Source organism: Bradyrhizobium sp. Kon56, from assembly GCF_055807635.1.
This window is the reverse complement of record NZ_JBVVOU010000001.1, coordinates 428,878-455,043: the sequence shown is the minus strand read 5'-3', so window position 1 is coordinate 455,043 and position 26,166 is coordinate 428,878. Positions and strand designations below refer to the sequence as shown.

28 protein-coding genes and 1 pseudogene are annotated in these 26,166 nt (G+C 64.8%); 14 read left to right on the top strand and 15 right to left on the bottom strand.

Features of this window, described 5'->3' with window-relative positions; all coding sequences use genetic code 11:
- Positions 1-269 precede the first annotated feature (269 nt).
- The 3 genes and pseudogenes from AC0L3B_RS02020 (at position 270) to AC0L3B_RS02010 (ending at position 2,699) form a co-directional block, all read left to right on the top strand.
- The gene (locus tag AC0L3B_RS02020; protein WP_026233598.1) at positions 270-1,313 is read left to right on the top strand and encodes a Cj0069 family protein; all 1,044 of its coding nucleotides are present in this window, start codon (positions 270-272) and stop codon (positions 1,311-1,313) included.
- Positions 1,307-1,903 (top strand): ABC transporter ATP-binding protein, encoded by a 597-nt coding sequence (locus tag AC0L3B_RS02015; protein WP_018458508.1) that lies wholly within the window; start codon positions 1,307-1,309, stop codon positions 1,901-1,903. Before AC0L3B_RS02020 ends, AC0L3B_RS02015 begins: the two co-directional genes overlap by 7 nt.
- Positions 1,900-2,699, top strand: a pseudogene (locus AC0L3B_RS02010) (ABC transporter permease). The gene AC0L3B_RS02015 and the pseudogene AC0L3B_RS02010 overlap by 4 nt, the downstream one beginning before the upstream one ends.
- A gap of 12 nt (positions 2,700-2,711) precedes the next feature.
- On the opposite strand, the gene AC0L3B_RS02005 reads toward AC0L3B_RS02010, so the two are convergent.
- The 3 genes from AC0L3B_RS02005 to AC0L3B_RS01995 form a co-directional block, all read right to left on the bottom strand.
- Positions 2,712-3,893 (bottom strand): MFS transporter, encoded by a 1,182-nt coding sequence (locus AC0L3B_RS02005; RefSeq protein WP_018458506.1) that lies wholly within the window; start codon positions 3,891-3,893, stop codon positions 2,712-2,714.
- Positions 3,894-4,008: 115 nt separating this feature from the next.
- Positions 4,009-5,376 (bottom strand): NAD(P)-binding domain-containing protein, encoded by a 1,368-nt coding sequence (locus tag AC0L3B_RS02000; protein WP_018458505.1) that lies wholly within the window; start codon positions 5,374-5,376, stop codon positions 4,009-4,011.
- 50 nt (positions 5,377-5,426) lie between these two features.
- On the bottom strand, positions 5,427-5,744 hold the full coding sequence (locus tag AC0L3B_RS01995) for an ArsR/SmtB family transcription factor (RefSeq protein WP_018458504.1): 318 nt from the start codon (positions 5,742-5,744) through the stop codon (positions 5,427-5,429).
- A 129-nt stretch (positions 5,745-5,873) separates the two neighbouring features.
- On the opposite strand from AC0L3B_RS01995, the gene AC0L3B_RS01990 reads away from it, so the two are divergent.
- Genes AC0L3B_RS01990 through arsC form a run of 3 tightly spaced genes read left to right on the top strand, consistent with a single transcriptional unit; the run spans position 5,874 to position 7,331 of the window.
- On the top strand, positions 5,874-6,236 hold the full coding sequence (locus AC0L3B_RS01990; RefSeq protein WP_018458503.1) for an ArsR/SmtB family transcription factor: 363 nt from the start codon (positions 5,874-5,876) through the stop codon (positions 6,234-6,236).
- Positions 6,229-6,933: an aquaporin gene (locus AC0L3B_RS01985; protein WP_018458502.1), complete on the top strand. Its 705-nt coding sequence runs from the start codon at positions 6,229-6,231 to the stop codon at positions 6,931-6,933. Before AC0L3B_RS01990 ends, AC0L3B_RS01985 begins: the two co-directional genes overlap by 8 nt.
- Positions 6,930-7,331: an arsenate reductase (glutaredoxin) gene (gene arsC / locus AC0L3B_RS01980; RefSeq protein WP_018458501.1), complete on the top strand. Its 402-nt coding sequence runs from the start codon at positions 6,930-6,932 to the stop codon at positions 7,329-7,331. Before AC0L3B_RS01985 ends, arsC begins: the two co-directional genes overlap by 4 nt.
- Before the next feature lie 34 nt (positions 7,332-7,365).
- Here the strand turns inward: arsC and AC0L3B_RS01975 are convergent, their stop codons facing one another.
- The 4 genes from AC0L3B_RS01975 to AC0L3B_RS01960 form a co-directional block, all read right to left on the bottom strand.
- Positions 7,366-8,745, bottom strand: coding sequence for a carbohydrate porin (locus tag AC0L3B_RS01975; RefSeq protein WP_247375655.1), 1,380 nt, complete (start codon positions 8,743-8,745; stop codon positions 7,366-7,368).
- A gap of 177 nt (positions 8,746-8,922) precedes the next feature.
- Positions 8,923-9,900 (bottom strand): tripartite tricarboxylate transporter substrate binding protein, encoded by a 978-nt coding sequence (locus tag AC0L3B_RS01970; RefSeq protein WP_026233596.1) that lies wholly within the window; start codon positions 9,898-9,900, stop codon positions 8,923-8,925.
- A gap of 75 nt (positions 9,901-9,975) precedes the next feature.
- Positions 9,976-10,881, bottom strand: a complete 906-nt coding sequence (locus tag AC0L3B_RS01965; protein WP_018458498.1) for a VOC family protein — start codon at positions 10,879-10,881, stop codon at positions 9,976-9,978.
- Positions 10,882-10,897: 16 nt separating this feature from the next.
- Positions 10,898-11,890 carry a zinc-dependent alcohol dehydrogenase family protein gene (locus tag AC0L3B_RS01960; protein ID WP_247300175.1) on the bottom strand — a complete coding sequence of 331 codons (993 nt, stop codon included), beginning with the start codon at positions 11,888-11,890 and terminating at the stop codon, positions 10,898-10,900.
- 112 nt (positions 11,891-12,002) lie between these two features.
- Between AC0L3B_RS01960 and AC0L3B_RS01955 the strand changes: the two genes are divergently transcribed.
- From AC0L3B_RS01955 to AC0L3B_RS01945, 3 genes are all read left to right on the top strand, one after another.
- Complete coding sequence (locus AC0L3B_RS01955) at positions 12,003-12,704, top strand: GntR family transcriptional regulator (protein ID WP_473379950.1); 702 nt, start codon at positions 12,003-12,005, stop codon at positions 12,702-12,704.
- A gap of 93 nt (positions 12,705-12,797) precedes the next feature.
- Positions 12,798-13,661, top strand: a complete 864-nt coding sequence (locus tag AC0L3B_RS01950) for a fumarylacetoacetate hydrolase family protein (protein ID WP_018458495.1) — start codon at positions 12,798-12,800, stop codon at positions 13,659-13,661.
- A gap of 9 nt (positions 13,662-13,670) precedes the next feature.
- Entirely contained in the window at positions 13,671-14,264 is a 594-nt protein-coding gene (locus tag AC0L3B_RS01945; RefSeq protein ID WP_018458494.1) for an amino acid synthesis family protein, read from the top strand.
- Positions 14,265-14,273: 9 nt separating this feature from the next.
- On the opposite strand, the gene AC0L3B_RS01940 is transcribed toward AC0L3B_RS01945, so the two are convergent.
- Positions 14,274-15,101, bottom strand: coding sequence for an MBL fold metallo-hydrolase (locus tag AC0L3B_RS01940; protein ID WP_026233595.1), 828 nt, complete (start codon positions 15,099-15,101; stop codon positions 14,274-14,276).
- Between the two features lie 95 nt (positions 15,102-15,196).
- Here AC0L3B_RS01940 and AC0L3B_RS01935 point away from each other — a divergent pair, with 95 nt between their 5' ends.
- Positions 15,197-16,054 (top strand): LysR family transcriptional regulator, encoded by an 858-nt coding sequence (locus AC0L3B_RS01935; protein WP_018458492.1) that lies wholly within the window; start codon positions 15,197-15,199, stop codon positions 16,052-16,054.
- Here AC0L3B_RS01935 and AC0L3B_RS01930 read toward each other — a convergent pair.
- Entirely contained in the window at positions 16,051-16,812 is a 762-nt protein-coding gene (locus AC0L3B_RS01930) for a hypothetical protein (RefSeq protein WP_018458491.1), read from the bottom strand. The two genes, AC0L3B_RS01935 and AC0L3B_RS01930, sit on opposite strands and share 4 nt — an antisense overlap.
- A gap of 15 nt (positions 16,813-16,827) precedes the next feature.
- The gene (locus AC0L3B_RS01925) at positions 16,828-17,016 is read right to left on the bottom strand and encodes a hypothetical protein (RefSeq protein ID WP_018458490.1); all 189 of its coding nucleotides are present in this window, start codon (positions 17,014-17,016) and stop codon (positions 16,828-16,830) included.
- A 253-nt stretch (positions 17,017-17,269) separates the two neighbouring features.
- On the opposite strand from AC0L3B_RS01925, the gene AC0L3B_RS01920 reads away from it, so the two are divergent.
- Positions 17,270-18,256 carry a DUF2336 domain-containing protein gene (locus AC0L3B_RS01920; RefSeq protein ID WP_018458489.1) on the top strand — a complete coding sequence of 329 codons (987 nt, stop codon included), beginning with the start codon at positions 17,270-17,272 and terminating at the stop codon, positions 18,254-18,256.
- On the opposite strand, the gene AC0L3B_RS01915 is transcribed toward AC0L3B_RS01920, so the two are convergent.
- Genes AC0L3B_RS01915 through AC0L3B_RS01905 form a run of 3 tightly spaced genes read right to left on the bottom strand, consistent with a single transcriptional unit; the run spans position 18,253 to position 21,257 of the window.
- Positions 18,253-18,597 (bottom strand): DUF1491 family protein, encoded by a 345-nt coding sequence (locus AC0L3B_RS01915; RefSeq protein WP_018458488.1) that lies wholly within the window; start codon positions 18,595-18,597, stop codon positions 18,253-18,255. The genes AC0L3B_RS01920 and AC0L3B_RS01915 overlap by 4 nt on opposite strands.
- A gap of 55 nt (positions 18,598-18,652) precedes the next feature.
- Positions 18,653-19,348, bottom strand: a complete 696-nt coding sequence (locus tag AC0L3B_RS01910; RefSeq protein ID WP_018458487.1) for a peptidoglycan-binding domain-containing protein — start codon at positions 19,346-19,348, stop codon at positions 18,653-18,655.
- A complete protein-coding gene (locus tag AC0L3B_RS01905; RefSeq protein ID WP_088930786.1) occupies positions 19,341-21,257 on the bottom strand; it encodes a PAS domain-containing sensor histidine kinase in 1,917 nt (638 codons plus the stop codon). The genes AC0L3B_RS01910 and AC0L3B_RS01905 overlap by 8 nt, the downstream gene beginning before the upstream one ends.
- Before the next feature lie 384 nt (positions 21,258-21,641).
- Between AC0L3B_RS01905 and AC0L3B_RS01900 the strand changes: the two genes are divergently transcribed.
- Positions 21,642-22,067: a DUF5330 domain-containing protein gene (locus AC0L3B_RS01900; protein WP_018458485.1), complete on the top strand. Its 426-nt coding sequence runs from the start codon at positions 21,642-21,644 to the stop codon at positions 22,065-22,067.
- A 68-nt stretch (positions 22,068-22,135) separates the two neighbouring features.
- Positions 22,136-22,567, top strand: coding sequence for a SufE family protein (locus AC0L3B_RS01895; protein WP_018456863.1), 432 nt, complete (start codon positions 22,136-22,138; stop codon positions 22,565-22,567).
- A 5-nt stretch (positions 22,568-22,572) separates the two neighbouring features.
- Here the strand turns inward: AC0L3B_RS01895 and AC0L3B_RS01890 are convergent, their stop codons facing one another.
- Positions 22,573-22,989, bottom strand: a complete 417-nt coding sequence (locus AC0L3B_RS01890; protein ID WP_018456864.1) for a Ros/MucR family transcriptional regulator — start codon at positions 22,987-22,989, stop codon at positions 22,573-22,575.
- Positions 22,990-23,178: 189 nt separating this feature from the next.
- Positions 23,179-24,048 (bottom strand): DUF308 domain-containing protein, encoded by an 870-nt coding sequence (locus AC0L3B_RS01885; protein ID WP_473379949.1) that lies wholly within the window; start codon positions 24,046-24,048, stop codon positions 23,179-23,181.
- Positions 24,049-24,361: 313 nt separating this feature from the next.
- On the opposite strand from AC0L3B_RS01885, the gene AC0L3B_RS01880 reads away from it, so the two are divergent.
- Positions 24,362-26,011, top strand: coding sequence for a glycosyltransferase family 39 protein (locus AC0L3B_RS01880; protein WP_247394554.1), 1,650 nt, complete (start codon positions 24,362-24,364; stop codon positions 26,009-26,011).
- The last annotated feature ends 155 nt before the right edge of the window (positions 26,012-26,166 follow it).

Here is a 26,166-nt window from a genome sequence, read left to right as displayed (position 1 = left end):
TTGGGCATGTCGCCTCACGGGGAGATCGCACATCCCCGAACCCCAAGTAAAAACCCGAGGGCGGCGGCTGTCAACGGGCGTAGGCTTCGGGCGGCCCACCGAAGTCGCCGACGAACGTCACAAAGAATTCACCGCTCCGCGGAACCGCGCCAGCCATGTCTTGAAACTCGCGGACGGCCCCGCTAGTGTCCTTTGCGTGGGGACAAAGCAGACTCCCCGTGAGGCCTCGGTCCAAGCTCTGCGCAGCACGCCATTCGTGGAGCTTGCGCATGGACATCGAACGACACCCTTCTCATCGACACACCGTCGCCATCCTCTCACGCGGAGACGCTGCCGCGCGGCGGGATGCGACGGCGCAAAAAAGCCGCTTCGTACACGTCTTCGAAGCACTCGCCGCCGTCGGCATTGAAGCCCAGCCGGCGATCTATGATGAAAGCTTCGCCGAGGACGTTCGTGAACAATTGCTCGCGATTGACGGCGTGCTGGTCTGGGTCAACCCCATTCAAGACCGTCGAGATCGCGCTGGTCTCGACGCATTGCTGCGAGACGTCGCGGCTCAGGGCGTGTGGGTCAGCGCTCATCCCGATGTCATCCTCAAGATGGGCACCAAGGAGGTACTCTATCGTACCCGCTCGATGGGCTGGGGATGCGACACGGCGTTATATCAAAGCGCCGAGGCCATGCGCGCCGAGTTGCCGACACGGCTCGCCGCTGGTCCGCGCGTGATCAAGCGCAACCGGGGCAATGGCGGCCAAGGCGTCTGGAAGGTCGAGAGTCTGCCGACCTCCTCCATGATAAAGGTGCTGGACGCGACGAAAGACGCGCCCGAGGAACTGACGCTGGATGATTTTCTCCGTCGTTGCGCGGAGTATTTCGAGAACGGCAGCGTGATCGACCAACCATTCCAGCCTCGCTTAAGCGAAGGCGTGGTGCGTTGCTACATGGCGGGCGATCGCTGTGCCGGCTTCGGCTATCACAAGGTCAAAGCCCTGGTCGACTCGCCGGCCGCCCGTTCCGAGGCCGGACCGCGCCTCTACACCTCGAACGCAGAGCCGCGTTTCCAGCGGCTGCGTCGGTTGATGGAAGACGAGTGGACGCCCCAGCTGACGTCGTTGCTGGATATTGCGCGACTTGACCTGCCTGCGATTTGGGACGCCGACTTCATGCTTGGTCCGGTCCTTCCCGACGGGACCGACAGCTATGTCCTCGGCGAGATCAATGTCAGCTCGGTGCATCCTTATCCGGACGAGGCGCCGGCGGAGATCGCGAGGCGAGTTGCCGATCGGCTCCGGCGAAGCTTTGACACATGCTGACGGTCCGCGCGCTCAAGCGCTTGCACCTCTCCGTTTCATTCGACTTGCAGGACGGCGAATGCGTCGCCCTGCAAGGGCCTTCTGGCGCCGGGAAGACCCAGCTCCTTCGCTCGATCGCGGACCTCGATCCCAACGAAGGAATGGTCGAACTGGACGGAACGCTCAGGGAGGCCATGCCCGCTCCGGCTTGGCGCAAGCGGGTGACCTACCTCGCTGCCGAGCCGGGCTGGTGGTCAGACATCGTGCAAGATCACTTCAGCTGCTGGGATGATGCCTTACCGCTGGTCATGAGACTGGGGTTGCCGTGCAGTTGCGGTCCCTGGCCGGTCCAAAGACTGTCGACCGGCGAGCGACAACGGCTGGGGCTAGTGCGGGCGCTGATGCTGCGGTCGCGGGTTCTTCTCCTGGACGAGCCGACATCGGCCCTCGATTCGGCATCGACGGCGGCAGTGGAATCTTTGATCGCGGAACGCATTTCGAACGGAACGAGTGTCGTCTGGAGCACTCACGACAACGCCCAGGCCTGCCGCGTCGGGTCGAGGGTCATTGTGATGAATGCCGACGGCGGGATCGAGGACAATCGGCCGTGAATTACATTCACTTGGCATACGGCGATTTGGTTCTGCCCGCGCTCCTTGTCGTCATGGACGGCGCTCTCTCGCTCGCTCTCCGCCTCAAGCTTGAAAAGCAGCTGGCCATCGCCACCGTGCGGATGGTGCTTCAGCTGGTGCTCGTTGGATACGTATTGACGTTCCTGTTTGCCGCGGTCTCGCCGCTCTGGACCGCCCTCGCCGCCGTCATCATGGTTCTCTTCGCGTCACGGGAAATCGTCGCTCGGCAAAAGCGACGCCTGCCGGGTATCTGGAGCTATGGCTTAGGAGCGGGATGCATGCTGCTGGCGGCCGGTACCGTCACGATCTTCGCGCTCCTGACGGAGCTACGTCCGGATCCGTGGTATCATCCGCGCTATGCGCTGCCATTGTTGGGCATGATCCTGGGCAACACCATGACGGGAATAAGCCTGGGCCTGGACGTGCTGACGAATACACTGGTGCGCGAACGAGCCGCCGTCGAAGCTTGCCTTGCTCTTGGCGGTACCCGGTATCAGGCGTTGCTGCCGGTCCTGCGGGACGCATTGAGAAGCGGCTTCACGCCAATCATGAACAGCATGGCTGCGATCGGCCTTGTCTCTTGCCGGGGATGATGACCGGTCAAATCCTTGCAGGCGTCGAACCGATCGACGCCGTCAAGTATCAACTCTTGATCATGTTCTTGATCGCCGGCGGGACGGGATTGGGGACGCTCGCCGCCGTGACGGGAGGCGCTCGCCTTCTGACCGATCATCGGCATCGATTGCGCCTCGATCGATTTTCCACCGCCGAGTAGAATTGCGCGACCTCATATCGACTTCGCCCCACCAGGCTGCACCTTCCGCGCCCACAGCAGCGCCAGCGGCCCCAGTGCAATCCCGACCGCGAGGACGCTGAACGCCAAGAGCCAGCCGGTCGCGCTCTGCGGGCCGCCGGCTGCATCGAGGGCGGCGCCGGTGCCCCAGGCGCCGACCGCCGACAGGCCGAAGCCGACCGTCGAATGCAGAGCCAGGGTCGCGCCGCGATGTTCGGACACAGCCGCGGCCGACATGCCGGCGGTCAATGCGCCCGAATCCGCCGGCACGGTCAGGCCATAGACGAGCAGCAGCAGTGCCAGCACCCATGCCGGCGCTGTCGCGTTGAGGCCGATGACCAGCGCGACGCAAGCCGACGCGATCATCACGACCGTGATCGCGCGATGGCGCCCGAATTTCAGCGCGGCCTCGTTGCCGAGGATGCTGGCCGGCATCGAGATCACCGCAAAGCAGAAGCTCAGCACGACGGGGCTCAACCACGACGGGGCGCCTTGATGGGCGACGACGAAGGTCCAAAACCCGACCAGCCAGGTGCGGATGCCGTAGAGCTCGAAGCAATGGGCGCCGTAGCCGAAGATGTATCCGAGCGCCTCGCGATTGGCGAAGACGGGCGCGAAGTTGAGCAGACGCCCCGCCTTCGGCGCGGGCCGCTGCTCCTGCATCAGAAGGCACGCGACGACCATCGCGATCGGACCGAAGCCGGTGACAAGAAAGGCGGTCCGCCATCCCCAACGGTCGGCGATCAGCTGCGCGACCAGGAACGAGAGACCGACGCCGACCGAGAAGCTCGACGTGTATAGCGTGACGGCGCGTGAACTATCGCCGGCGGGAAGCCGATCCGTCAGCGCCTTCAGGCCCGGCATGTAGGCGCCGGCAAATCCAAGCCCTGCCAGGGACCAGATCGCGGTCGCGGACCAAAACCCTTGCGCGAAGATTCCGAACGCTGCGGTCGCCAGCCCGCTGACGATCGAACCCCAGAGCAGGACGAGCCGCGCGTCGATCCGGTCGGTCAATGTCGTCAGCACGGGCACGGCGAGCATGTAGCCGAACGCGTAACCGCTCGCCATCAAGCCGCCTTCGGCCGCCGAGAGGCCCCACGTCGGCATCAGATGCTGCGCCAGATTGGCGGATAGCGTCACGTGCGGCAGCAGATTGCCGACCTGGCCGATGCACATCACCGCGATCAGAGACCGGCCGCTCAAGTTACGAATGCTGTCCTCCCGCCCCCACGCCGAAACGGCGCACGAACCACAATGGATAACTCTCCGGCATCAGCTGCAAGAACCGACTTCATAAACAACCGCACCCCGAAGCGCCGGCCTTCTTTGCTGCTTCGTCGGCGGCGCAACAGGCCGTTGATTCCTGCTTCGCCGGCCCACCGCAACATCCTGATACGGCGCCGGCGGCTTCGACGCCGCCGCGCGTGCAGACGCCGGTCTCCGGTAGCACGAGCTCCACCCTTGCGGCGGCTTTCTTGTCGCCGGCGAGATCGGCCGCAATCGAGCGCACCTGCTCATATCCTGTCATCATGAGAAAGGTTGGCGCGCGACCATACGACTTCATGCCCGCCATGTAGAAGCCCGGCTCTTCGTGCGCGAGCTCGCGGGCGCCGTGCGGGCGCACGGTGCCGCAGCTGTGCTCGTTAGGATCGATCAGCGGCGCCAGGGCGACCGGCGCCTCGATAGCGGGATCGAGCCGCAGGCGCAATTCGGACAGGAACGAAAAATCGGGACGAAAGCCCGTCGAGACGATCAGCTCGTCCACGATCACGCTCCGTCCGCTGCAACCCGAGCCGGCCGCGATCTCGAGGCGGCCCTCGGTCTCAGCCAGATGCGTGACGCCGAATTCGGTTTCCACCCTGATCTTGCCGGAGGCAACGAGCGCAGCGAACGCACTGCCGAGCTCTCCGCGTGCAGCGAGCTTGTCATTCCGGCCGCCACCAAACGCCTTGGCGGGATCGGCGGCGCGCAACAGCCAGATAGCTTGCGTCCCCGGCGCCTCGCCCGCGAGATGCACGAGATCGATCAGTGTGCCCACCGCGGAGTGGCCAGCGCCGAGCACCGCAACGGTCCTCCCGGCATATCTGGCGCGACCGGCCCCCCGGACATCGGGCATGCCGTAGGCGATGTGGCCAGCGCATTCACGCTCGCCGATCGCGGGCAGACCATTACCTCCGGCAGGATTGGGCGAGAACCATGTACCTGATGTGTCGATCACCGCATCGGCGCGCAGCACTTCGGGGCCCTTGCCGTTCTGGTAGCGGATTTCGAAAGGGGCCAGCTCACGCCCCTTCGTCTTCGCCTTGTCGAAGCCGACGCGGCTGATAGCGGAGACACGGCTGGATGTCCGGATCACCTCGCGCAATGGCGTTCGCGTCGCAAGCGGCGTCAGATATCGATCGATCAGCTCGCCGCCGGTCGGATAGGCGCTCGGGTCCGGCGAATTCCATCCCGTCGGCGCGAGCAGGCGCGCGGCGGCCTTGTCGACATTGTACTCCCACGGCGAGAAGAGCTGGACCTGCTGCCACTGGCGCACCGCGTGCCCCGCTTCGGATCCTGCCTCCAGAACGATGGGTGACATGCCACGCTCCAGGACGTGCGCAGCTGCTGCGAGTCCGACAGGCCCTGCCCCGATGATGGCGACCGTCTTAGCGTTCATTCGGCTTCTCCCATACTTCTAGAATCATCGAACAATATCAGCCAAAAAAATCACGCCGCCGTTTGCGTCGTCTTGCATCCGACTTCGTCTGCGCAGCACTCCGCCGCCAGGAAATCGACCAGACCCCGCATCGCGTCGAAGTTTGCGTGGCAAATCAGAGTCGTCGATTCCCGGACCTGGCTGACGAGCCCGACCGAGACCAGGGTCTTGATGTGATGCGACAGGGTCGACGCCGGTACCTTCAGCTTGTCCTGCAAGCGACCGACGGGCATGCCGGAGTGCCCGGCCCGGACCAGGGCCCGGTAGATCTGGAGTCGCGTCCGGTTACCCAAAGCTTCGAGGCGTGCTGCTGCGTCGTCGATCTTCATGGCCGCCACGATGCGCCTGCCGATGTCAACTGTCAAACCATATTTCTAGAATATTCGAAATAACTATTCGGTCGCCCACCATGGAATTCCGGATTGACGCGTTCCAATTAGTTCCATAAGTCTGGATATATGGAAACAGAAGAAGCCGTCCTGGCGCTCGCCGCGCTGTCCCAGCCGACCCGACTGGAGGCGTTCCGAACGCTTGTCCGGCACGAGCCCGATGGCCTTGCGGCGGGCGATCTCGCCCGCCTGCTGGAAGTCCCATCGAACACGCTATCTGCCCATCTGTCGATCCTGACGCGCGCGCGCCTCGTCACCTCCGAGCGGCACAGCCGTTCGATCGTCTACCGCGCCAACCTCACCGAATTCCGCGACGTTGCGGTCTTCCTGCTGCGGGATTGCTGCGGCGGGCGGCCGGAAGTTTGCGAGCCGGTCGTCGAAACCCTGCAAGCCTGCTGCAAGCCGAGACGAAGGGAGCGGAGCCGTGCCTGATCAATTCGATCTTCCGCGCCGCCTCGCGGCCGAGGCGCTCGGCACGGGCATTCTCGTCGCCACCGTGGTCGGCTCCGGCATCATGGCGGAGACGCTGACCAAGGATGTCGCGCTTGCGCTTCTCTGCAACACGTTGCCGACCGGCGCCATTCTGGTCGTCCTGATCACCGTGCTCGGACCGATCTCCGGCGCGCACTTCAATCCGGCCGTCACGCTGGTCTTCACCGGCAAGCGCGAGCTACCGGTGAACGACGCCGCACTTTACGTCGTCGCGCAGATTGCCGGCGGCATCGCGGGAACGATGGCGGCGCATCTGATGTTCGGGCTGCCGCTGCTCGATTTCTCGGCGAAGGTGCGAACCGGGGGACCGCAATGGTTCGCCGAAGCCGTCGCCGCCTTCGGTCTGGTCGCGACGATCGTCGCGGGCATCCGTTTCCAGCGGGCGGCCGTCCCCTGGCTGGTCGGCCTGTACATCACGGCGGCCTATTGGTTCACGGCCTCGACCTCGTTCGCCAATCCGGCCGTGGCTATCGCGAGGTCATTGACCAACACGTTCGCGGGCATACGTCCCACCGACCTGCCCGGATTCATTCTCGCGGAGCTCTGCGGAGCCTTTGCCGCCATGCTGTTGATGAACTGGCTGCTCGGACCGCCCCAGGCGCGAGGCCCCATCCCAATCGCGGAGACTACCTTATGAGCGTCACGATCTATCACAACCCCGCCTGCGGCACCTCGCGCAACACGCTGGCGATGATCCGGCAAAGCGGCGTCGAGCCCGACGTGATCGAATATCTGAAGACGCCGCCGTCGCGCGAAAAGCTCGTCGAGCTCGTCAAGGCCCTCGGCATCTCCGTTCGCGCGCTGCTGCGGGAAAAAGGCACGCCCTACAAGGAGCTCGGCCTCCACGACCCCAAATGGTCGGACGACGAGCTGATCGACCAGATGCTCGCGCACCCCATCCTGATCAACCGTCCAATCGTGGTGACGCCCAAGGGCACACGCTTGTGCCGGCCCTCGGAAGCCGTCATCGATCTCCTGGACAATCCCGTCGGCCGGTTCGTGAAGGAGGATGGCGAGGTGGTCGAGGCGCGATGATTGCCGACATGGCCTCACTCGCGTTTGCCTCGACTTAAAATTTCAGGGTCGTGCGCAATCCGAAAACCGAGGCATTGCGCAATGCCCGTCCCGGCAGCGGACTAGCCGGAGCCGTCGCGCCGCCACCGGGATGGACGATGTATTGAAAGTTCGGCTGAACGGTCCAGCCATCCTTGATCTGGTATTGATAGACGGCCGTGAGCAGCCCCTCGAAGCTTCGCACCGGCCAGCGCGGATCGACGAACCTGGCATAATCGGCGTCGAGCGTCTGGGCCCGTTTTGAGACATGCGCATACCCGGCGGCAATGCCGAACTTGTCGTCGGGGCGTGCATTGCTGAGCCCGATGAGCTCGACGCCGCCATCTGCATAGACATCGACCAGATTGCGGTCAGCCGGCGCGCCGGACACGCGTGCGAAAATGCCGATGCCGCGATCGTCGCTGTTCGGCACCCGATAAATCTGCTGCTCGAAGACCGCCCAGGCTCCAATATCGCCCGACAAGAGCCGCGGTTCCCCGCTGCTCGTTGGCGCGGCCAGCGAGACGCCGTTGGATGCGAAGCGCTGATCCCCGAACGATCCGAAATGACGCCAGCCACCGACCTTGAACTGGCCGGTCAAGTTCGGGTCACCCTTCCTGTTATTCCAGGCATATTGAACCTGGCCGAGCAGAAGCGGCGGATCGTTGACCCGGAAATTGACGCCATACCGGTTACGCTCCTGCGGATCGCCGGAACCGGGCCCGGCCTGGTCGCCGTCGAAAATCGCGCCAAGGACGGACAACTGGTCCGTCACGTTCCACAGGAGGCGCGCGCCCACGGCCGCCAAGGGCGGCGACGGCCCGCCGCTTGGCAAAGCAAGCGACGTGATCGCCGGCCAACCCATCGAGGCGTTGGTGAACACATCCGTGTACTTGGTATTGAAGAACTCGCTGTCGGCCGCCAGCTGCCCGAGCTTGAGCGATAGTTTCTTGTCGCCCCACTGCTTCTCGAAATAGGCCTCGTAGAGTCGCGTCGAGGGCAACGCTTCGATCCCGCTGACGACGAAGAAATTCTGCAGATTCGAGCGCGAGAGGCCTTCGCCGTGGATCTGAAACATGTTGGCGTGAAAGGTCAGCTTGTCGATGCCGACGAGTTTTTCGAAATCCAGATCGACGGCGAGATTGAGCCTGCCTTCGTAGACCGCACCTTTCTTCAGACCGCCGGTCGGATTTCCGAGCACCTCGCCGATATAGGTGGCCGCAAACTTCACCCCGTACTTTTGCCAGGGGTTCGGCAGCAGCCCGAGCGTTTTCTCCTCGATGGTGCTCTCGCCTGTATCGGGATCGGCAGGCTTGTCGTCGTCGGTTTTCTTGTCTTCCTGAGCCGCGGACTGGGCAGCCGCGACCAGGCAAGCCGCAACGATCAACGCCCGCATCGAATACCTGATTGCTCTGGCGGCCACGCTCACCTCCCGAGCGATCAATGACGCACGCCGCTGCCCGACATTCAAGCGGGCCGTCGAACAATGTGCGCCGGCGCGGAAATCCGATTCGCGCGCTGTTAACTACCGCATGCGCGAGGCGGTACTATGTTCACTTTTGCACTTCGACCATCAGATCTTCGGGATCTTCGCCCGCTCCACCACGCCGATCCATTTGCTGATCTCGGTCTCGATCAGCGTCTTCATCTCCTCCGGCGAGCTGCCGCGAACCTCGCCGCCGACGGCGGTCTCCAGGCGCTGCTTGAGGTCGGGATCCCTGAGTGCATCCAGCGTCGCCGCATTGAGTGCGGCGATGATGCCGGGCGGCGTTCCCTTCGGGGCCAGCAGGCCGGCCCAGGTGCGCACGTCATATCCCTTGATCCCGGCTTCCTGAACGGTCGGCACGTCGGGCAACAATGCGGTGCGCGTCGGCGAGGTCACCGCCAGGCCGCGGATCGCACCGGCCTGGATCTGCGGGGCGAGCAGGACCGGCGTGCCGACGATCACCGGAACCTCTCCGCCGAGCAGCGCGGTGACGGATTGGGAATCGCCGCGATAGGGCACGTGCACGATCTCGACGCCGGCGGCTGCGTTCAACAGCTCTCCTGCAAGATGGTGCGTGCTGCCGAAACCGACCGATCCAAAGCTGAGCGCACCGGGCTTCTGCTTTGCCATGGCGACGAGCTCGCCCAGCGATTTTGCCGGATAGTCGCTACGCACGGCAATGACGAGCGCGTAATAGACCAGCGTCGAGATCATCTCGAAGCTCTCGGCCGGCTGGTAGGCGAGGCTCTTGTAGGTCGCCGCGGAAATGGCGTGAGCGCCGGTGACGAGCCCGATCGTGTAGCCGTCGGGCGCCGCCTTCGCGATGGCATCCGCGGCGATGTTGCCGCCGGCGCCCGGCTTGGCCTCGACAATGATCGGCTGCCCGAGCTTTTTCGAGAGCCCGTCGGCGATGATGCGCGACAGCGTGTCGGCCGCGCCGCCGGCGGCAAATCCATGCAACAGCCGGATCGGGCGCGACGGATAATTCTCCGCCGACGCCGAAGTGGTTGCGAAAAAACCGCCAAACAGAAAAATCGCCGCAGCAAGCCGCTTCATCCGTTGCATGGATGCGTCCTCCCTTTTGGTTGTTCTATCGTTGGCCGCGACGAGGCGGCGTTTCTTCAACTCGCGTTTGATCCGCTAGCGGGCGAACTCCGTGCATTCAGGCGATGGCGGCATGCCCCAGACGTCGCGCGGCAGGCCGACCCAGACTTTTGGCCGCTGCGGTCGATCGCGATGCCAGGGACGCGGCTCGAAATAGCCGAGCGCCTCGTCGGTCATGCGGTCGAGATCGAAGAACAGCTCGACCACATGCCCGTCGGGATTGCGGTGGTAGATCGCGGTGTTGTGCCCGGGGCCATGACGCACCGGCCCCCAGAGAACCGGCAGCTTGTGCCGCGCGAGATGATCGCAGGCCTCGTGCATGTGGGCGGCACCACGCAGCTCGAACGCGACATGATGCAGGCCACGGACGGGCGCGCGGGCGAAGTTCAGCGTGTGATGTTCGAAGCCGCTGCGCATGAACACGAAGCGATCCTCGATCCAGTCGGAGACGCGCAGGCCCATCATGTTCGCGTAGAACTCCGAGGCCGCGCGCGGATCGGGCGTAGCAAGCGCGACATGGCCGATCTTGCTGACGGCAAGCGCTCCGATCCGCTCCTGCGCGGGCGTCGGCGTCCAGCCCTGGATCAACTCGAAGCGCGTTCCTTCGGGATCGCTGAACGACAGCAGCCTGGAAACGCCAGGCAGGGGATCGCTCTGAAGTTCGGGCCGCAGATCGGCCTGCTTCAGCGCCGCGCCGAGCGTCTCGATCTGGACATCGGGAGCTATCTCGAAGGCGATGCTCGTCAGCGCCGCGTGGCCGGGTTCGATCACCAGCGAAAGCTGCTCGGCATCGTTGGCGAGGAAGATGCGGTTGCCGTCGCGGCCGACGAGGCCAAGACCGATCGCGGCGCGGTAATAGTCGAGCAACCGCTCGGGATCTGGCGAGGCAAAGCTCGCGTGCCGGAGCCGGGTGAAGCGTGCAATGGGTGCTTGTGTCGTCATTGTGCGATCCACCCCCTCATGGCGTCATGATGATCTTGCCGAGCGCGGAGCCCTGCTCGAGCAGCGTGTGGGCCTGCCTGACCTCGTCGAGCTTCAGGACCGCCGAGATCGCCGGCTTGATCGCATTGCGGCTCAGCGCGTCAATCACATTGCGCATGAGCGCGCGACGCCCGTCGCGATCGTGGTCGTAGATATGAAAGGAGAAGCAGCGTATCGCCGGGCAGATGTCGAGATGGTCGCGCATCGCCGCCATCAGGTTTTCTTCCGGCAACCCGGCGAAGGCGTTGTACGACAGCAGCGTCCCCCATTTGCCGAGCGCGCCGAGATAGCCGGTGAACTCAGGCCCACAGACGTGATCGAGCACGAGGCCGACGCCCTCGCCCTTGGTCAGCTCGCGGGCCCGCGCCACCACGTCTTCGCGGCGGTAGAAGATGATCTCATCGGCGCCGTTGCCCCGCGCGAATGCGGCCTTCTCCTCGGTGGAGACCGTGCCGATGACATTCATCTGTGCGAGCTTGGCAAGCTGTACCAGCGCGGTGCCGACACCACCCGCCGCCCCGATCACCAGCACGCTCGCCGGTGCGCGCGGATGGCGGCACTCGTGCAGCAGCGCGTAAGCGACCTGGTAGTTCGACAGGCACACGGCCGCCTGCAGATCGACATTGTCGGGCAGCACATGAATGGCGTCCGCAGGCGCGACCACATAGTCGGCGTAGCAGCCGCCGCGCTGCGACAGGTCGCGTGCGCTCAGCAGCACCTTCTGGCCGATCGCAAGCCCCTCGACGCCGGACCCGAGCGCGGCGATGCGGCCGGCGACGTCGTTGCCCGGATTGGCCGGCAGTGGCGGCATCCATTTGTAGACGCCACGCCGGATCAGCACATCGGGCTGCCCAACGCCGAACGCTTCGGCGCGAATCTGCACCTGGCCTGGTCCGGGCACAGGCACCGGAAGCTCAACCAACTCGAGTGCATCCGGCCCACCCGGCTGACGCACCAGCACCGCTCTCATGATGTCACACGCCTCCCCAGCTATATTTTCGAAAATCATACTGTTTACGAAAATTATTGCAAGATGGTCGTTGGCGCGGCATGTTGAGCCATCGATTCAAATGACAGAAATCATGTCCGAAAGCGCCATTCGCTCCCGCAAGGAATTCGGCAAGACCGTTGCCGCCGACATCACCCATCGGCTGCGCGAGGAGATCATTGCCTGCGGCCTGGCGCCGGGCGAGCCGCTGCGATTCGACGTCCTGCGCGAACGATTCGGCGTAAGTTTCACGACGCTGCGCGAGGCGCTGACGGCGCTTACCGCCGAAGGCCTGGTCGACGCGCAGGAGCAGCGCGGATTTCGGGTGGCGCCGGTCAGCCGCCAGGACCTGGTGGAAGTCACCGATGCCCGGGTGCTGATCGAGGTGGAATTGATCCGCCGCGCGATCGAGCGGGGCGACGACGACTGGGAAATCGCCGTCATCTCGACCCTGCACAGATTGAAGCGAATCGAGCAGCGCGATCCGGAACATCCCCTGCGCGATCCCGAATGGAAGATCGCCCACCGCCAATTCCACCAGGCGCTGGTGTCCGCCTGCGGCTCCGCGACACTCCTCGCCATTCGCGCCGATCTGTTCGATCGCGCCGAGCGCTATCGGCACCTTTCGGCCAATTTCCGCCCCCGCCCGCGCGACAAGGCCGGCGAGCACCAGGCGATCATGCAAGCCGCCATCTCGCGCAATCCGGATCTCGCGGTGCAGCTGATCGAGGCGCATATCCGCACGACCGCCGACAACGTGGCGACCTACGCCGAGCATCTGCTCGATACCGAATAGGCGGCAACGGCTTTTTATCGCCGCGGGCTTGCGCCTCGCCTGATTTTCGAAAATAATAGGCAAGATCGAAAATGCCAACCTTTGAGGCGTACCATGAAGCTGCTGTCGTTCTTGGATGGGAATCGGGAGAGCTGGGGCGCCGTTGCCGAGAATGGCGTGGTGGATCTCGGTCGCGCCCTGCCCCAGTATCCTGTTCTCGCGGACTTCCTCGGCAGCGACGACTATGCGCGGCGCGAGGCCATCGTCGCCGGGCACAAGCCCACAATGGCGCTCAGTGACGTCAAATATCTGCCGGTGATCCCGCGTCCGGAGAAGATCGTCTGCGCCGTGCGCAATTATCTCGACCACCACAATGAAGCCGTGGCGTTCGGGATGAAGCGCGAGATCACGGAATTTCCGCCGATCTTCCTCCGGGTCTGGCGCTCCCAGGTCGCGCACAACGCGCCGGTGATCCGGCCGAAAGTCTCGGACAATTTCGACTGGGAGGGCGAGCTTGCCGTGGTCATCGGCAAGAGCGGCCGTCACATCAGCCAGGCCGACGCCTGGGATCACGTGGCAGGCTATTCGATCTACAACGACGTCAGCGTGCGCGACTGGCAGCGTCACGCCCAGCAGATCGCCTCCGGCAAGAACTTCGTCGGCACCGGCCCGTTCGGACCATGGCTGGTGACGCCGGACGAGATCGGCGATCCCACCAAATTGAAGCTCGAGACGCGCGTCAACGGCGCGGTGGTGCAGTCGTCCGACACCTCGATGCTGATCTTCTCGATTCCGCGGCTGATCGAGTACAGCTCGACCATCTTCGACCTCGTCCCCGGCGACGTCATCGCCACCGGCACGCCGGCCGGCGTCGGCTTCACTCGCAAGCCGCCTGTTTTCCTCACGCCCGGCGATGTGGTCGAGGTCGAGATCGAGAACATCGGCGTGCTGCGCAATCCCGTCGTCGACGAAGCATAGCGCCTGCGCATGTCGTCTCAAGACGTGTCCCATGACATCCGCAAGACCGCGCTTAGCGTCGAGACCACCTGGCACGAGCGCGGTCCCCGGCTGGAGAAGCCTCTGCTGGTCGGGACGGCCATTGCGGTGATCCGCAATCCTTTCGCGGGCCGCTTCGAACCCGACCTGATGCCGTTTCAGGCATCCTTGCGCGAACTCGGGCGCGAGCTCGCAACACGGCTGATCGCGCAGCTCGGCGGCGCCGCGCAGATCGAAGCCTATGGCAAGGGCATCATCGTCGGCGAGGACGGCGAGCTCGAGCACGGCGCGGTCTGGCACGAGGCCGGCGGTCAGGGCATGCGCGAGGTGCTCGGTCAGCCCAAGGCGATCGTTCCGGCGGCGAAGACCATCGGCGGTCCGGGCACGCGGCTCATGGTTCCGCTCGGGCACATCCACGCCGCCTATGTCCGCAGCCATTTCGGCACCGCGGAGATGACGCTGTGGGATTCACCACGGCGCGACGAGATCGCCTTCGGGCTCGTGATGGCGACCGGCGGCCGGCCTCACGCGCGCATCGGAGGCCTCGCGGCATCCGCGATCTCCGCGCACGACGGACAGCGCTGACGGGCGCGATCAATGCGCGTTGCAGCGGCAACGCTCGTAATCGACGGGATCATGGCTGTTGACGATCGTGACGCGTTCGCCGTGGTTCAGCTTCAGCGCGCGCAGTCGCACCTGGTTGGCGATCCGCATGCCGCGGTCCATGTCGGCGCGACGCTGGAAATAGCCCAGCACCAGCGGCATGCGGGGCGATGCGTCGAGCTGGCCGTGATGGAAATAGCTGTCGCCGGCGTGCAGCAGCCATTTGTCGCCTGATCGCACCGCGATACCGCAATGGCCGAGCGTATGGCCGGCGAGCGGGATCATCAGGATGTCCGCCTCTGCGTCGCCGAGGGCGCGCACGCCCTTGAAACCGAACCAGTCTTCGCCGGCTTCGCCATAGAATGTCCAGCTCGGTCCATGGCTCCACTGCCCGGTGACATAGCGCCCTTCCGGCGGCGCCGGCTTGCGCTGCACCGCCATGTCGTATTCGGCGCGATGGACATGGATCGCGGCATGCGGGAAGTCCGGCACGCCGCCAGCGTGATCGCGGTCGAGATGGGTCAGCAGCACATGGCGCACGTCCTTGGGGGAATAGCCGAGTGCCTTCACCTGTTGCACCGCCGTCTCCGCCGGATCGAGCCTTGGCGCGGTCTGCCGCAGCCATCGTCGTCCCAGCCGATCGGGCGTTGCGATATCGCCAAGTCCAATGCCGGTATCGACCAGGGCGAGCCCGTCATTGGTCTCCACTAGCAGGCAATGGCAGACCATGCGGGCGCGCTGGAACAGGCTGCCGGTGCCGTTCACGAGGCGCCGCCCCATCGGGCACATCGTGCCGGTGTTGAGATGGTGAATTTTCATCGCGCGTTCCCTGCCTGTTGTGAGCAGAGCGTTCTTGTCATCGTTAGATCCATAGGTAAAATATCGAATATTGATAATATCTCTAGGCATATCCTATGGACATACGCGAACTCCGCTACTTCGCCGCCGTCTACCGCGAGCGCAACCTGACCGCGGCGGCGCGCGTCTGCTTCGTTTCGCAGCCGTCGATCTCCACCGCGATCACCCATCTGGAGGCCGAGCTCGGCACCACGCTGTTCATCCGGCACAAGAAGGGCGTCGCGCCAACCGCCTCGGCCGAGCAGTTTCACACGCTCGCCCGCCGCATCATCGACGAGACCGACGCGGCGCGCAGCCTGTTCAGGAGACCGAGCACCAAAACCAATGTGACGCTCGGCCTGATGCGCACGCTCGACGTGCCCCGGACGATCGCACTGCTCAAGCCGCTGACGGCGCGCGCCGACATCGCACTCCGCCTCGTCGGCAGCGACGAGCGCGCCGACGCGCGGATCATCTCCAAGAGCGTGCTGCGCGCTGACGAACATTTCGTGGCGCTGTGGAGTGAGCGCTATGTCGCAGCGCTGCCGCCGTCGCATCCGCTGGCCCTGAAGGAGAAGCTTCGCACCGCCGATCTCGCCGGCGTCCCCTTGATCGACCGCTGCCATTGCGAGCAAAGCGAGTTCTTCCGCCGCAACCCGCAGGCCCGACAGACCGCGGCGATCGCGCAATCAGAGGATTGGGCCATGGCGCTGGTCGCAGCCGGCGTTGGCATCGCCATCGTCCCGGAAGGCGTAGCGCGCGGCAATCCGGATGTCGCGGTGCGCGAGATCGAGGTCAAGGTCAAGCGCGAGGTCGGGCTCGCCTATCGCGCATCCGTGCCGCTACCGGATGCGCTGAAGGATCTTGTCAGCAAGCTCCGGAAGCAGCGGCGCAAGCCCGCGGGGCAACGATCGCGCGCCCGCGGAAAATCCTAACCCTTCGAGACGACCGCACGGCCGTAGGGCGGCTGGGCCGCGACCGGCGGGTTGGCGGTCTGGGCGGCGAGTTCGCCGATCAGGCGGTCGGCATCGGCGGCCATGCCGTCGGGCGCCTGGATCACCAGCCGCTCCAGACCCCAGCGATAGGACGACACGCGCTGCTCGAGGCACTGCTGCACCCACTGGATGATCAGCGAATTCTCCTGCATGCGCTCGACCGCGTCCTCCTTCTCCTTCGGCGAGAGGGAGGAGACGCGCGCCATGCTGGCATTGCGCTTCTTGTCGAGGTCGATGACGCGGATCGCGGAGGCGAAGAACGGCTCGAAGCGGGTGATGTCGTTGCGCACGTCTTCCATCAACTGCGTATAGCGCGAAGAATGCGAACGGTGCGGCTCGTCGATCAGCGTGCGACCATACATGGTGCGGTCGAACACGATCGTTTGCCGCCAGGGCGAGGGCAGCGCTTTGTAGTCGCCGAACACGCTCTTCCAGGCGGGCCGCGACAGCGGCGGCTCGATCAGGGGATAGGCGAGGTCGCGAAGCTGGCGCTCCTCGTCGGTGAGCTGGAATTGGGATGGCTTCAGGCCAACGCTGGAGGTGACTTCCGCGCCCAGCCAGCGATGCATGTCGTCGCTGCGCATGTCGGCACGGGTCCGGCCGAAATCGCCGCCACTACAGGCGGCAAGCGTCGCGCCCAGCACTGCGAGCATGAGGGCCGTTACGATGGGCCGGATCTGACGGAGGTTCTCCGGCATTGCAAAGTCCGAAGGCTAACGGCGACGACGACGGCGCCCCGGCGCTGTGCCCTGCTCCGGCCCGTGATCGCCGCTGGTTTCGTCGCTCTCGCGCTCGATGCGGATCACGGGAAGGATCAAAATCGTGCCCATGTCCGCGCGCGGAGCCACGTCCACCGACGCGCCCACCCGGCGACCGGCCGGAAATTCGATGATGGTCCCCATATCAGCTCTCTTCAATTGCCGCGCGACCCGGCGCGCCTCTGCAACATGGGGATCATTAAGATCAGTTCATGGTTAACGGGGTGTAAACGTGCCGGCGGCACCGTAACCGCACGGGCGGGACCCACCGTCCCGTTGCGGCACGAGAACGCTTCAAAGCAGGCGTTCGGCTTCACGCCTCGTTTTCCTTAACGAGCCTTTAAAGGAGCCCGCGATAGGCTCCGGCGAGTATCTCTTCCAGGTCGCGTATCTCTCCATGACCAAGTCGTTGTTTCCAGGATTCGACGGGCTGATGACCCTCTCCCGTCGCGAAGGCGTCGATGTTCGTCCGACGCTGCTGCGCGTGCTGACCGACCTCTATGTCCAGTCGAGCACCCACAGCGACGACGAGCAGCGCCAGTTCGTCGAGCTCGCCACACGACTGATCGACCAGGTCGACGACGCGACGCGCGCGGCCGTCAAGGCGCGGCTTGCGATCTATCCGTCGACGCCCGCCCCGATCATGCAGAAGCTCGGACTGTCGGCCGCGCAGGAGGGCCGCAGGGTTCCGCTCGCGCGCGAAACCCCGGCGCCCGCCTCTGCTCCCCCTCCTGCCCCCTTGCCGGTTCGCACGCCAAGCGACGCCGAGCTGCGCATGGCCTCGAACATGGCAATGCAGCCAACGGACGCGGCCGATATCCACGACATGTTCTTCCGCGCCGGCGCCCCCGAGCGCGCGCTGATCCTGCACAATCTGGCGCAGACCCCGCTGAAGGCGGCGCCGCGGATTCCGATCGTGCGCGCCAAGCGCGCGATCCAGATCCTCGAGATGGCGGCGATCGCGGGCGATGTCGAGAATTTCACCTCCGAGCTCGGCGACAGCCTGATCCTGCCCTCGCGCGTCGCAGCCCAGATCGTCGACGATGCAAGCGGCGAAGCGCTCGCAGTCGCCGCGCGCGCGCTCGACATGCCGAGCCCGGTGTTCCAGCGTATCCTGCTGTTCTTCAAGCCGGAGATCGGCAACTCCGTGACCGACGTGTACCGGCTGTCGCGTCTTTACGATCGCCTCAGCGATCGCGCGGCGCTGGTGATGCTGGCCGCCTGGCGCGGCTCGACGCTCGCCGTCACCCGCGCAAAGTACCAGCCCTCGCTGCATGACAGCGAGCGCCAGCGCGCACGTGTGGGCGCAAGCCAGACGCGCCCGGGCGTGCAGCCCGGCTCCGCGCCCGCGGTGCGGACAGGGACTGACGGATCGGATCGTTAGGCCTTCGCCAGCTCGAGAAAATGCCGCCCGGCGCGGTCTTCGGTCTCGACGATCCAGATATCGGAGTCGAAGCGGATTTCCTTGGTCAGGCGCTCCTCCACCGCGGGCTCCGGCATCGGTTGCGGCGCAAGCGGCACAAAGAAGCGATCGACCGGCCGACCGTCGTCATAAGAGGTCTGCGGCGCCGGCACATAGAGCATCGCATTGCCGTCAAGCAGCGAGACCTTCACGAACACCGCACCCGCCTCCTCCGCGCCGCGACGCCGCACCGCGCCGTACACGCCCTCGGTCTGGCACCGGCGCAGATAGGCTGAGACCCAGATATTTGATTTCAAACGCATGGAGCGCACGATAGGACAGCGCTGCAATCAGCACCAGCCTTCGCAACAGTCACGACTATTCGACGGGGTGTCCGATCGCGGCGCCGAGCTCGCGGAGCAGGCGGTCGGACAGCTGGCCGGTGACCTGCATCTTGTGCTCGCGCTCGAATTTCTGGATCGCGGACTGGGTCTCGGCGCCCATCGCCCCCGTGATCTTCAAATTCCCGTAGCCATATTCGGACAGCGCGCGCTGCACGCCGGCGATGCGCCGCGCGGCCGGGCTCTGCTGCACGGGGATCGGCGCCGGAGGACGCGTGACGGAGGGCGGCGCCGAAATCGTTTGCTTGACCAGATTGGTCATGGGATCGCCCGAGCGCGGCGTCGATGCGGTCGCCTCGACGGGCCTCTCCGGCGGCTTTTCCGCAGGTCTGGGTTCGGCACGAAACTCCGTCGCTCTCGGCTCGAGCGGCGAGGTATCGGCGCCGACGGGACGCGGACGCGGCAAGGGGTTCGACAGCGCCAGGGACGACGGTGCGGGAAGATTGATCACGGTGCCGAACATCGGCGCTGGATGCCGGCCGGTCTGCAGGAACAGCGCATTGGCAACGATCGCGCCGATGGCGGCAACGGCGACGAGACCGGCCAGGGTATCCTTGGGGCTATGCAGCAGCACGCGCAGCACGAGATTGCGCTCGGTCTCGACATCGATGACCGCGGCCTTGGCGCCACGGCGGCGCGGAGCGGCTTCGTCCTTGGCAGACTTTTTAGGCACTTTTCTTCACCAGAGCGGGTTGGTCCTGAACTTGGTCGTGAGGATGGTCCTGAACTTCCTGGCGTAGCACCGGCGTCAGGGTCGCGATCTTGCTCTCGCTCGCCTTGCTGTCGGACATCTTGCCATCAGAAGTCTTCATATCAGACGTCTTGGCTTGCGGCGTGTAGACGAGCGGCAGCTTGACGGTGACGGCAGTGCCCTCGCCGAGCCTGCTTTGTACCGTCAATTCGCCGAGATGCAACGCCACCAGGCTCTTCACGATCGAAAGTCCGAGGCCGGTGCCTTCGTGACGGCGCTGATAGGTCTTGCCGGCCTGGAAGAACGGCGCGCCGATGCGCTTGAGATCGTCAGGCGCGATGCCTATACCGGTGTCGCTGACGCGCAGCGCAAGCTGCGAGCCCGAGACCGCGGCCGTGACGGTGACCTGACCGCCACGCTCGGTGAACTTGACGGCGTTCGCGACGAGGTTGAGCACGATCTGCTTGAAGGCGCGCGGATCGCCGGTCATGACAGGCAGGTCCTGCGGCGCATCGGTGACGAGATCGACGCCGTTCTCCCGCGCCTTCAGCGCCAGCAGATTGCAGCAATGCATCAATGATGCACGCGGCGCGAACGGTTCGGACGCCATCTCGAAATTGCCCGACTCCATCTTGGACATGTCCAGGATGCCGTTGACGACCGAGAGCAGATGCTGGCCGGAATCGTTGATGAGCTGGGCGTATTCCCTCCGCTGGGCCGCGCCCAGCATCAAGGTCTGCTCCTGCGTGATCATCTCGGAGAAGCCGATGATGGCGTTCAGCGGCGTGCGCAGCTCATGGCTCATGGTGGCGAGGAAGCGCGTCTTGGCGGCGTCCGCCGCCTCTGCAGCGCTGCGCGCCTGATCGAACGCCTGCTCCCCCAGCTTGCGGTCGGTGACATCGCGCATCACGGCGACGACATCGGCCTCGCGCGTGGCATCACGGCCCAGATCCTGATCGAGCGGGCGGCAGCGCATCTCGACCCAGATGAAATCAACCTGGCCGCGCTCCGAGCCGGCACGCTCCCGGCGCAACCGGAACTCAACGCTACGCACGTCGCCGCGCGCGGCATCGGACAGCGCCGTCAGATACGCCGGCCGATCGGCGACATGGACGCGATCGAACAGGCCGTGGCCGAGCAGCTGCGCGACGGGCACGCCGAGCATGGCTTCCACCGCCGGTGAAATGAACTGCACCGCGCCGTTGCGCTGATGCCGCGAGATGACGTCGCTCATGTTCCGCGCCAGGAGGCGGTAACGCTCTTCCTCACGCAACAGGAGCGCAACGCTGGTGCGCGCGAGCGATTCCGCTCCGAAGGCCAGACCTGCGGCATAGAGCGTCGCCGAGGCGACGCCGAACGCTATCAGCACGCCGCGTTCCGCAGCGCTGGTATCGCCAATCGTCAGCCAGCCGAGCTGGCTGACGAGGATCAGGATGCCGGCGCAGGACAGCGCCAGCAGCGAGGCAAAGGCCGCGACGCGGCGCGAGGCCGACAGCGCAGCTTCGAGGGGAACGACAACCAGCCAGATTGCGGCGAATGATTCGATGCCGCCGGTCGTCACCGCAACCGCCATGATCAGGCCCGAGAGCGCCAGCGACGACAGCACATGCGCGCCTTCGTAACGGCCGGTGCGCGACAGGAACCAGGACAACAGGATCGGCGCAATCAGCCAGGCGAAGGCTGCCACCTCGATCGCGCTCGGCGCGCCGCGCATGGCGAGATAGACCGGGAATGCGGCAAAGGCGGCTAGGCTGCCGAGCAGCCGCGGGGCCATGAAGGCACGATGGCGCGCTCGCGTCAGCGCGTCGTAACGCGCGGAGGGATGCAGCAGCGCATCGAGACAATCGCGGATGATACTCAAAACTGTCACGGGTCTCGCGCTTCGGCTCATTCGTCGGGAAGACGCGCCGGAACGCCTCCTTATCGTTGAGCCACCGTGTCAGAGCGACCTTAAACGAACACTAAGGCATCGCGGCGCGCCGCCGGACACCCCGTCATCGCAGGGCTTTTTAGACGATTTGACGACGTCATCGGCGAGGATGGTGAACACAGGGTTTCACCGTGATGCGCATGGTTTCGAAATGGTGGACGGGCGTGGCGGCAGCGCTCACGGCACGGACGTCAATCGAAAATTTACGACACCATCGATAGCAAAGATTCTTGAGTCAATTTTCCGCGAATTAAGCGGAAGGCAATCACTTGCGATTTATCGAGAGTTGCTAGGTCCGACATCCGCGGAGATCGCCGCGGCGGGATCTAACATACAGGTCGCAAGATGCGCTTTCTGCTTCGCATCACATTCTGGCTCGGGCTGGTGCTGGTGCTCCTGCCGCGGGACAAGACGCCCGAATCGGACAAGCTGCCGCAGATCGGCGCTGCCGACGCGGTGCAGGCTGCGACCGCGGCCGTCTCCGACATGACCCAGTTCTGCAAGCGCCAGCCAGCGGCCTGCGAGGTCGGCGGACAGGCCGCCACCATCATCGGCCAGCGGGCGCAGGACGGCGCAAAGAAGATCTACCAGATCATCAACGACAAGAAAGAGCAGCTCGAGAAGCCCGACAAGAAGGCGCCCGACCACACCGGCTCGATCGCGCTGGCCGGCGAAGGCGATCTTGCTGCGAGCGAGGCGCCGCGCGACACCCTGTCCCAGGACGACCTCGCGCTGGAATGGCGCGGCCCGGCGCCCGCGACAGCGAATTAGGGCCCAAACCCTATCGATTTCGGCGCTTTGCGTCCCTATATTGGCCTGAACGGGAACTTTGGGCCAGCATGACGACGATCGATGAAATCAGGGATAATTTCGAGATTCTGGACGAGTGGGACGACCGCTATCGGTACGTCATCGAGCTCGGCCGCACCCTGGAACCGATGTCCGAAGCCGAGCATTCGGCCGAGAACAAGGTGAATGGCTGTGTCAGCCAGGTCTGGCTTCAGAAGCTGATTGATCGTCGCGATGACGGCGCGCCGATCCTGACATATCGCGGCGACAGTGACGCCCACATCGTGCGCGGGCTGGTCGCGATCGTGCTGTCGCTTTACTCCGGCCGCACGCCACAGGAGATTCTTGCGACCGACGCCATTGCCGTATTCGACGAGTTCGGCTTTCGCGACCATCTGACGCCGCAGCGTTCCAACGGCCTGCGCTCGATGGTCGAGCGGATCAAGACCGACGCGAAAGAGGCGCTCGCGGAAGCGTCGTAGAAACTCTACTTCCGCTTCCGCTGCTGCTGTCCCAGTCCCATCTGCTTCGCAAGCTGCGAGCGGGCCACCGCATAGTTCGGTGCGACCATGGGATAGTCGGCCGGCAGGCCCCATTTCTCGCGATATTGCTCCGGCGTCATGTTGTATTGGGTGCGCAGATGGCGCTTCAGCGACTTGAAGCGCTTGCCGTCTTCCAGACAAACCAGATAATCGGGCGCGATCGACTTCTTCAGCGAGACCGCCGGCTTCGCTGGCTCGAGCGGCGCCGTCTCGGTGCGGCCTGACGAAACGCGCACCAGCGCGCCATGCACCTGGCTGATCAGATTCGGAATCTCAGCCGCAGGCGTTGGATTGTTGCTGAGATAGGCCGACACGATGCCCGCCGTCAGCTCAACGAAATTCTTAGCCCCAGCATCCGACATAAGCCCCGCCTTTCTCCACCTTGCGTCTCACGCGAGAGACGACGCCAAAGTATTCCGTGTCAACAATACGTTCGGCTGAAATGGGACGACTAAGGAATCCGGGCTGATTACTGACGAAGTGACAAGAACACCACCGCTTTACTTGTCTACGCTAGCCTTTGCCTGCACCAGATTTGCTTGCGCCCGCTCTCAAGCGCCGCGCTGGTCGAGGTGGGAGCGCAGCTCGTCGATCGAGGCAAAGCGCATCATCCCCTCAGGCATCTGGGCTTCGATCGAGCCATCGGAATAGAGCGAATAAGCCATGCCGTCGACGATGCCGGATTTGAGCACGGTCACAGGCGCCTGCTCGGCCGCAGCCGCAGGCTCGGGTGCGGGCGGCGGAGCAGGCTCAGCGAAGGTCGACGGCGAGCGCGGTGGCGGGCGCCGCGCGGCGGCCGGCGGCTCCGGAGGCCTCATACGGTCCGGCTTCGGCCAGGCGTCGTCAAAGCTCGCAGGCGGCGTCTCCGGGGCGGCAGGCTCCGCCGACGGCTCGGCATGCGGCAGCGGCGGCAAGCCCTCGCCGGTCTTCGCTTCCGCGCGCTCACGCTCCTTGCGGGAGGTCGAGGCGAACAACAGGTTGCGCCGGCGCGGCGGTTCCGGAACCTCAGGCGGGCTCGGAGCTTCCGGCGCTGCCGGCGGCTCGACGCGCGGACGCTCGCGCGCGGCTGCTTCGTTCTGCCAAGGCGGCGGTCCTGCGGCCGGCAATGGCGGCGCCGGCTCCATCTTCTCGGCGCCCGCCGGCTCAGGCGCAGGCGTCCCGGCCATCCCGAGACCCGGCAGCACGGGCCTGACCCGAACGTCGGATGGTGCAATTGATCCAGCCAGCCGGCGGGCGATGCCCTTCAACTCCGCGACCACCACGTGGAGGCCGGCCAGTAACAGTCCGGAGCAGACGCCGATGGTACCGGAGATTATGAGGGTACTGCCGAGACTGAATTCCCTGACGGTGAAGCCGAACAGGATCGCAAGGAGGCCCGCCAAAACGGCGAAAATCCCCGCGATCAACAATGCCAACGCCATCGAACTCACCCCCGGCCGCGCAGCCATACGCGACACTCGTCACGCCACGATACCGTCATCCGGTGTTCCACGCCAACGTCGAATTATAGGCTGCGTTCCTAAAGGAAAGGAAATCAGGGACTTATTCACATTCCCTTCAGCTACGGCTCGCTACTTCTAGGCTGCTCTCAAGTTGGTCGGATTTGCTGCGTTGCATCAGGAATTTAGCCATAATGCCCAATTACTTGGTAATGGAACTGCGCTATAGGGATTCCGGGGAGCAGGCCCGCGCGCACCAGCAGGGCCAAGAGGGGATTCCGGGTCACCAATAGCCATGACATCCATCACGACTTCGGCGATCGACACGCCTCTGCGGCGCTCGGTTGAACGGACTTGCGACGATCTCGCCATGCTGGTGCTGGCTGCGGTCGCCGTCATTGCAGGCTTGACCTTCCGCGACTATGGGCTCGGCTGGGACGACTACACCCACGCCGAATATGCCGACCTGCTGCTGCGCTTGTTCGGTTCCGGTTTCAAGGACACCGCGGCACTCTCCTTCGCCAACCTCTATATGTATGGCGGCGGCTTCGACATGGTCGCGGCCCTCCTGCACAAGGTGATTCCGCTCGAGCTGTTCGAGACGCGCCGTCTGGTCGGCGCCGTCGTCGGCGTGATCGGACTTGCCGTGACGTGGCGGCTCGGCCGCCGTATCGGCGGCCCGCTTGCGGGACTTGCCTCGCTCTTGCTGCTCGCGCTCTGCCCGATCTTCTACGGCCACATGTTCATGAACCCGAAGGATGCGCCCTTCGCCGTGGCCATGATCATCCTGATGCTGGGCCTTGTGCGCCTCGCCGAGGAATATCCGCAGCCTTCGCCGCGCACGATCTTGATCGTCGGCCTTGGTGCCGGCCTCTCGCTCGGCACCCGCATCCTCGGCGGCCTTGCGCTGGTCTATGCCGTAATCGGCTTCATGCCGCTGTTCCTGGAGGAACTGCGCAGCGAGGGCCTGCGCGAGTCGGTCCGACGCTTCGCTCATGTCGTCTACGTGCTGCTGCCCGGCCTCGTGCTCGGCTATCTCGTGATGGGGCTGATCTGGCCGTGGTCGATCATGGAGCCCGGCAATCCCTTCGAGGCGCTGACCTACTTCTCGCACTTCTTCGAGAAACCCTGGAAGGAGATGTTCGACGGCGCGATCGTATCCGTGCCTGACATGCCCTGGTCCTATCTGCCGACGCTGTTCGCACTTCAGTTGCCCGAGGTGATGCTGGTGCTGACGTTCGGCGCCGTGATCGGCACCTTGGTTATGCTGCCCCGCCGCGAGGTCCCAGCCCGCCGCAAGACCATCCTGCTGATGCTCACGCTCGCCGCGACGCTGCCGCTCGCGATCGCGATGGTGAAGCGACCGGCGCTGTACAATGGCATCCGCCATTTCGTCTTCGTGATCCCGCCGATGGCGGTGCTCGGCGGCGTCGCCTTTGGCTGGGCCATGGAGCGCCTGCGCGCCAATCATCGCACCTGGCAGCCGGTCGTGCTCGCCACCTTCTGCTTTGGCCTTGCGCTCTCGCTCGCCGAGATGATCCGCCTGCATCCCTATCAATACACCCACTTCAACCACATCGCCGGCACCGTGCGCGGCGCCGACGACCGCTTCATGCTGGATTATTGGGGCCTCGCGCTGAAGCAGGCCTCCGACGAATTGCGCGAGCAGCTGGTCGAACGCCAGGAAGTGCCGCCGCGCAACCGGAAATGGAAGGTCGCCGTGTGCGGTCCGCAGCGTCCCGCCCAGGTCGCGCTCGGCCCCGACTTCACCATTGGCTGGGATTCCAATGCCGCCGATTTCGCCATGACGCTCGGTGAGTTCTACTGCAAGGGCCTCACCGCCCCCGTGCTGGTCGAGATCAAGCGCGACGACGTGGTGTTCGCCCGCGTCTACGATATCCGCGGCAGCAGCATTTCCAGCCTGCTCTCGATCCCGGCGCCGTAAAAATTCTTCTCTCTTGTAGGACCGTAGCCCGGATGAGCGCAGCGACATCCGGGGCCTATCAGGCAGCCCCGCATGTCGCTTCGCTCATGCGGGCTACGCTGGACTGCCGCGCTTTGTGTGCCTTGCTGGCAGGTCGCGGCAGGACTACGCTCCCT

What these genes read in the sequence shown, in the direction of transcription:
- AC0L3B_RS01955 (WP_473379950.1), top strand. Translation starts at nt 12,003, where the DNA reads ATGTCCGAAAGCGCCATTCGCTCCCGCAAGGAATTCGGCAAGACCGTT.
- AC0L3B_RS01950 (WP_018458495.1), top strand. Translation starts at nt 12,798, where the DNA reads ATGAAGCTGCTGTCGTTCTTGGATGGGAATCGGGAGAGCTGGGGCGCC.
- AC0L3B_RS01895 (WP_018456863.1), top strand. Translation starts at nt 22,136, where the DNA reads ATGACGACGATCGATGAAATCAGGGATAATTTCGAGATTCTGGACGAG.
- AC0L3B_RS01900 (WP_018458485.1), top strand. Translation starts at nt 21,642, where the DNA reads ATGCGCTTTCTGCTTCGCATCACATTCTGGCTCGGGCTGGTGCTGGTG.
- AC0L3B_RS01915 (WP_018458488.1), bottom strand. Translation starts at nt 18,597, where the DNA reads ATGCGTTTGAAATCAAATATCTGGGTCTCAGCCTATCTGCGCCGGTGC.
- AC0L3B_RS01965 (WP_018458498.1), bottom strand. Translation starts at nt 10,881, where the DNA reads ATGACGACACAAGCACCCATTGCACGCTTCACCCGGCTCCGGCACGCG.
- AC0L3B_RS01975 (WP_247375655.1), bottom strand. Translation starts at nt 8,745, where the DNA reads ATGCGGGCGTTGATCGTTGCGGCTTGCCTGGTCGCGGCTGCCCAGTCC.
- AC0L3B_RS01885 (WP_473379949.1), bottom strand. Translation starts at nt 24,048, where the DNA reads ATGGCGTTGGCATTGTTGATCGCGGGGATTTTCGCCGTTTTGGCGGGC.
- AC0L3B_RS02000 (WP_018458505.1), bottom strand. Translation starts at nt 5,376, where the DNA reads ATGAACGCTAAGACGGTCGCCATCATCGGGGCAGGGCCTGTCGGACTC.
- AC0L3B_RS02005 (WP_018458506.1), bottom strand. Translation starts at nt 3,893, where the DNA reads ATGTGCATCGGCCAGGTCGGCAATCTGCTGCCGCACGTGACGCTATCC.
- AC0L3B_RS01935 (WP_018458492.1), top strand. Translation starts at nt 15,197, where the DNA reads ATGGACATACGCGAACTCCGCTACTTCGCCGCCGTCTACCGCGAGCGC.
- AC0L3B_RS01920 (WP_018458489.1), top strand. Translation starts at nt 17,270, where the DNA reads ATGACCAAGTCGTTGTTTCCAGGATTCGACGGGCTGATGACCCTCTCC.
- AC0L3B_RS01880 (WP_247394554.1), top strand. Translation starts at nt 24,362, where the DNA reads ATGACATCCATCACGACTTCGGCGATCGACACGCCTCTGCGGCGCTCG.
- AC0L3B_RS01905 (WP_088930786.1), bottom strand. Translation starts at nt 21,257, where the DNA reads ATGAGCCGAAGCGCGAGACCCGTGACAGTTTTGAGTATCATCCGCGAT.
- AC0L3B_RS01960 (WP_247300175.1), bottom strand. Translation starts at nt 11,890, where the DNA reads ATGAGAGCGGTGCTGGTGCGTCAGCCGGGTGGGCCGGATGCACTCGAG.
- AC0L3B_RS01970 (WP_026233596.1), bottom strand. Translation starts at nt 9,900, where the DNA reads ATGCAACGGATGAAGCGGCTTGCTGCGGCGATTTTTCTGTTTGGCGGT.
- AC0L3B_RS01995 (WP_018458504.1), bottom strand. Translation starts at nt 5,744, where the DNA reads ATGAAGATCGACGACGCAGCAGCACGCCTCGAAGCTTTGGGTAACCGG.
- arsC (WP_018458501.1), top strand. Translation starts at nt 6,930, where the DNA reads ATGAGCGTCACGATCTATCACAACCCCGCCTGCGGCACCTCGCGCAAC.
- AC0L3B_RS02015 (WP_018458508.1), top strand. Translation starts at nt 1,307, where the DNA reads ATGCTGACGGTCCGCGCGCTCAAGCGCTTGCACCTCTCCGTTTCATTC.
- AC0L3B_RS01945 (WP_018458494.1), top strand. Translation starts at nt 13,671, where the DNA reads ATGTCGTCTCAAGACGTGTCCCATGACATCCGCAAGACCGCGCTTAGC.
- AC0L3B_RS01940 (WP_026233595.1), bottom strand. Translation starts at nt 15,101, where the DNA reads ATGAAAATTCACCATCTCAACACCGGCACGATGTGCCCGATGGGGCGG.
- AC0L3B_RS02020 (WP_026233598.1), top strand. Translation starts at nt 270, where the DNA reads ATGGACATCGAACGACACCCTTCTCATCGACACACCGTCGCCATCCTC.
- AC0L3B_RS01930 (WP_018458491.1), bottom strand. Translation starts at nt 16,812, where the DNA reads ATGCCGGAGAACCTCCGTCAGATCCGGCCCATCGTAACGGCCCTCATG.
- AC0L3B_RS01890 (WP_018456864.1), bottom strand. Translation starts at nt 22,989, where the DNA reads ATGTCGGATGCTGGGGCTAAGAATTTCGTTGAGCTGACGGCGGGCATC.
- AC0L3B_RS01925 (WP_018458490.1), bottom strand. Translation starts at nt 17,016, where the DNA reads ATGGGGACCATCATCGAATTTCCGGCCGGTCGCCGGGTGGGCGCGTCG.
- AC0L3B_RS01990 (WP_018458503.1), top strand. Translation starts at nt 5,874, where the DNA reads ATGGAAACAGAAGAAGCCGTCCTGGCGCTCGCCGCGCTGTCCCAGCCG.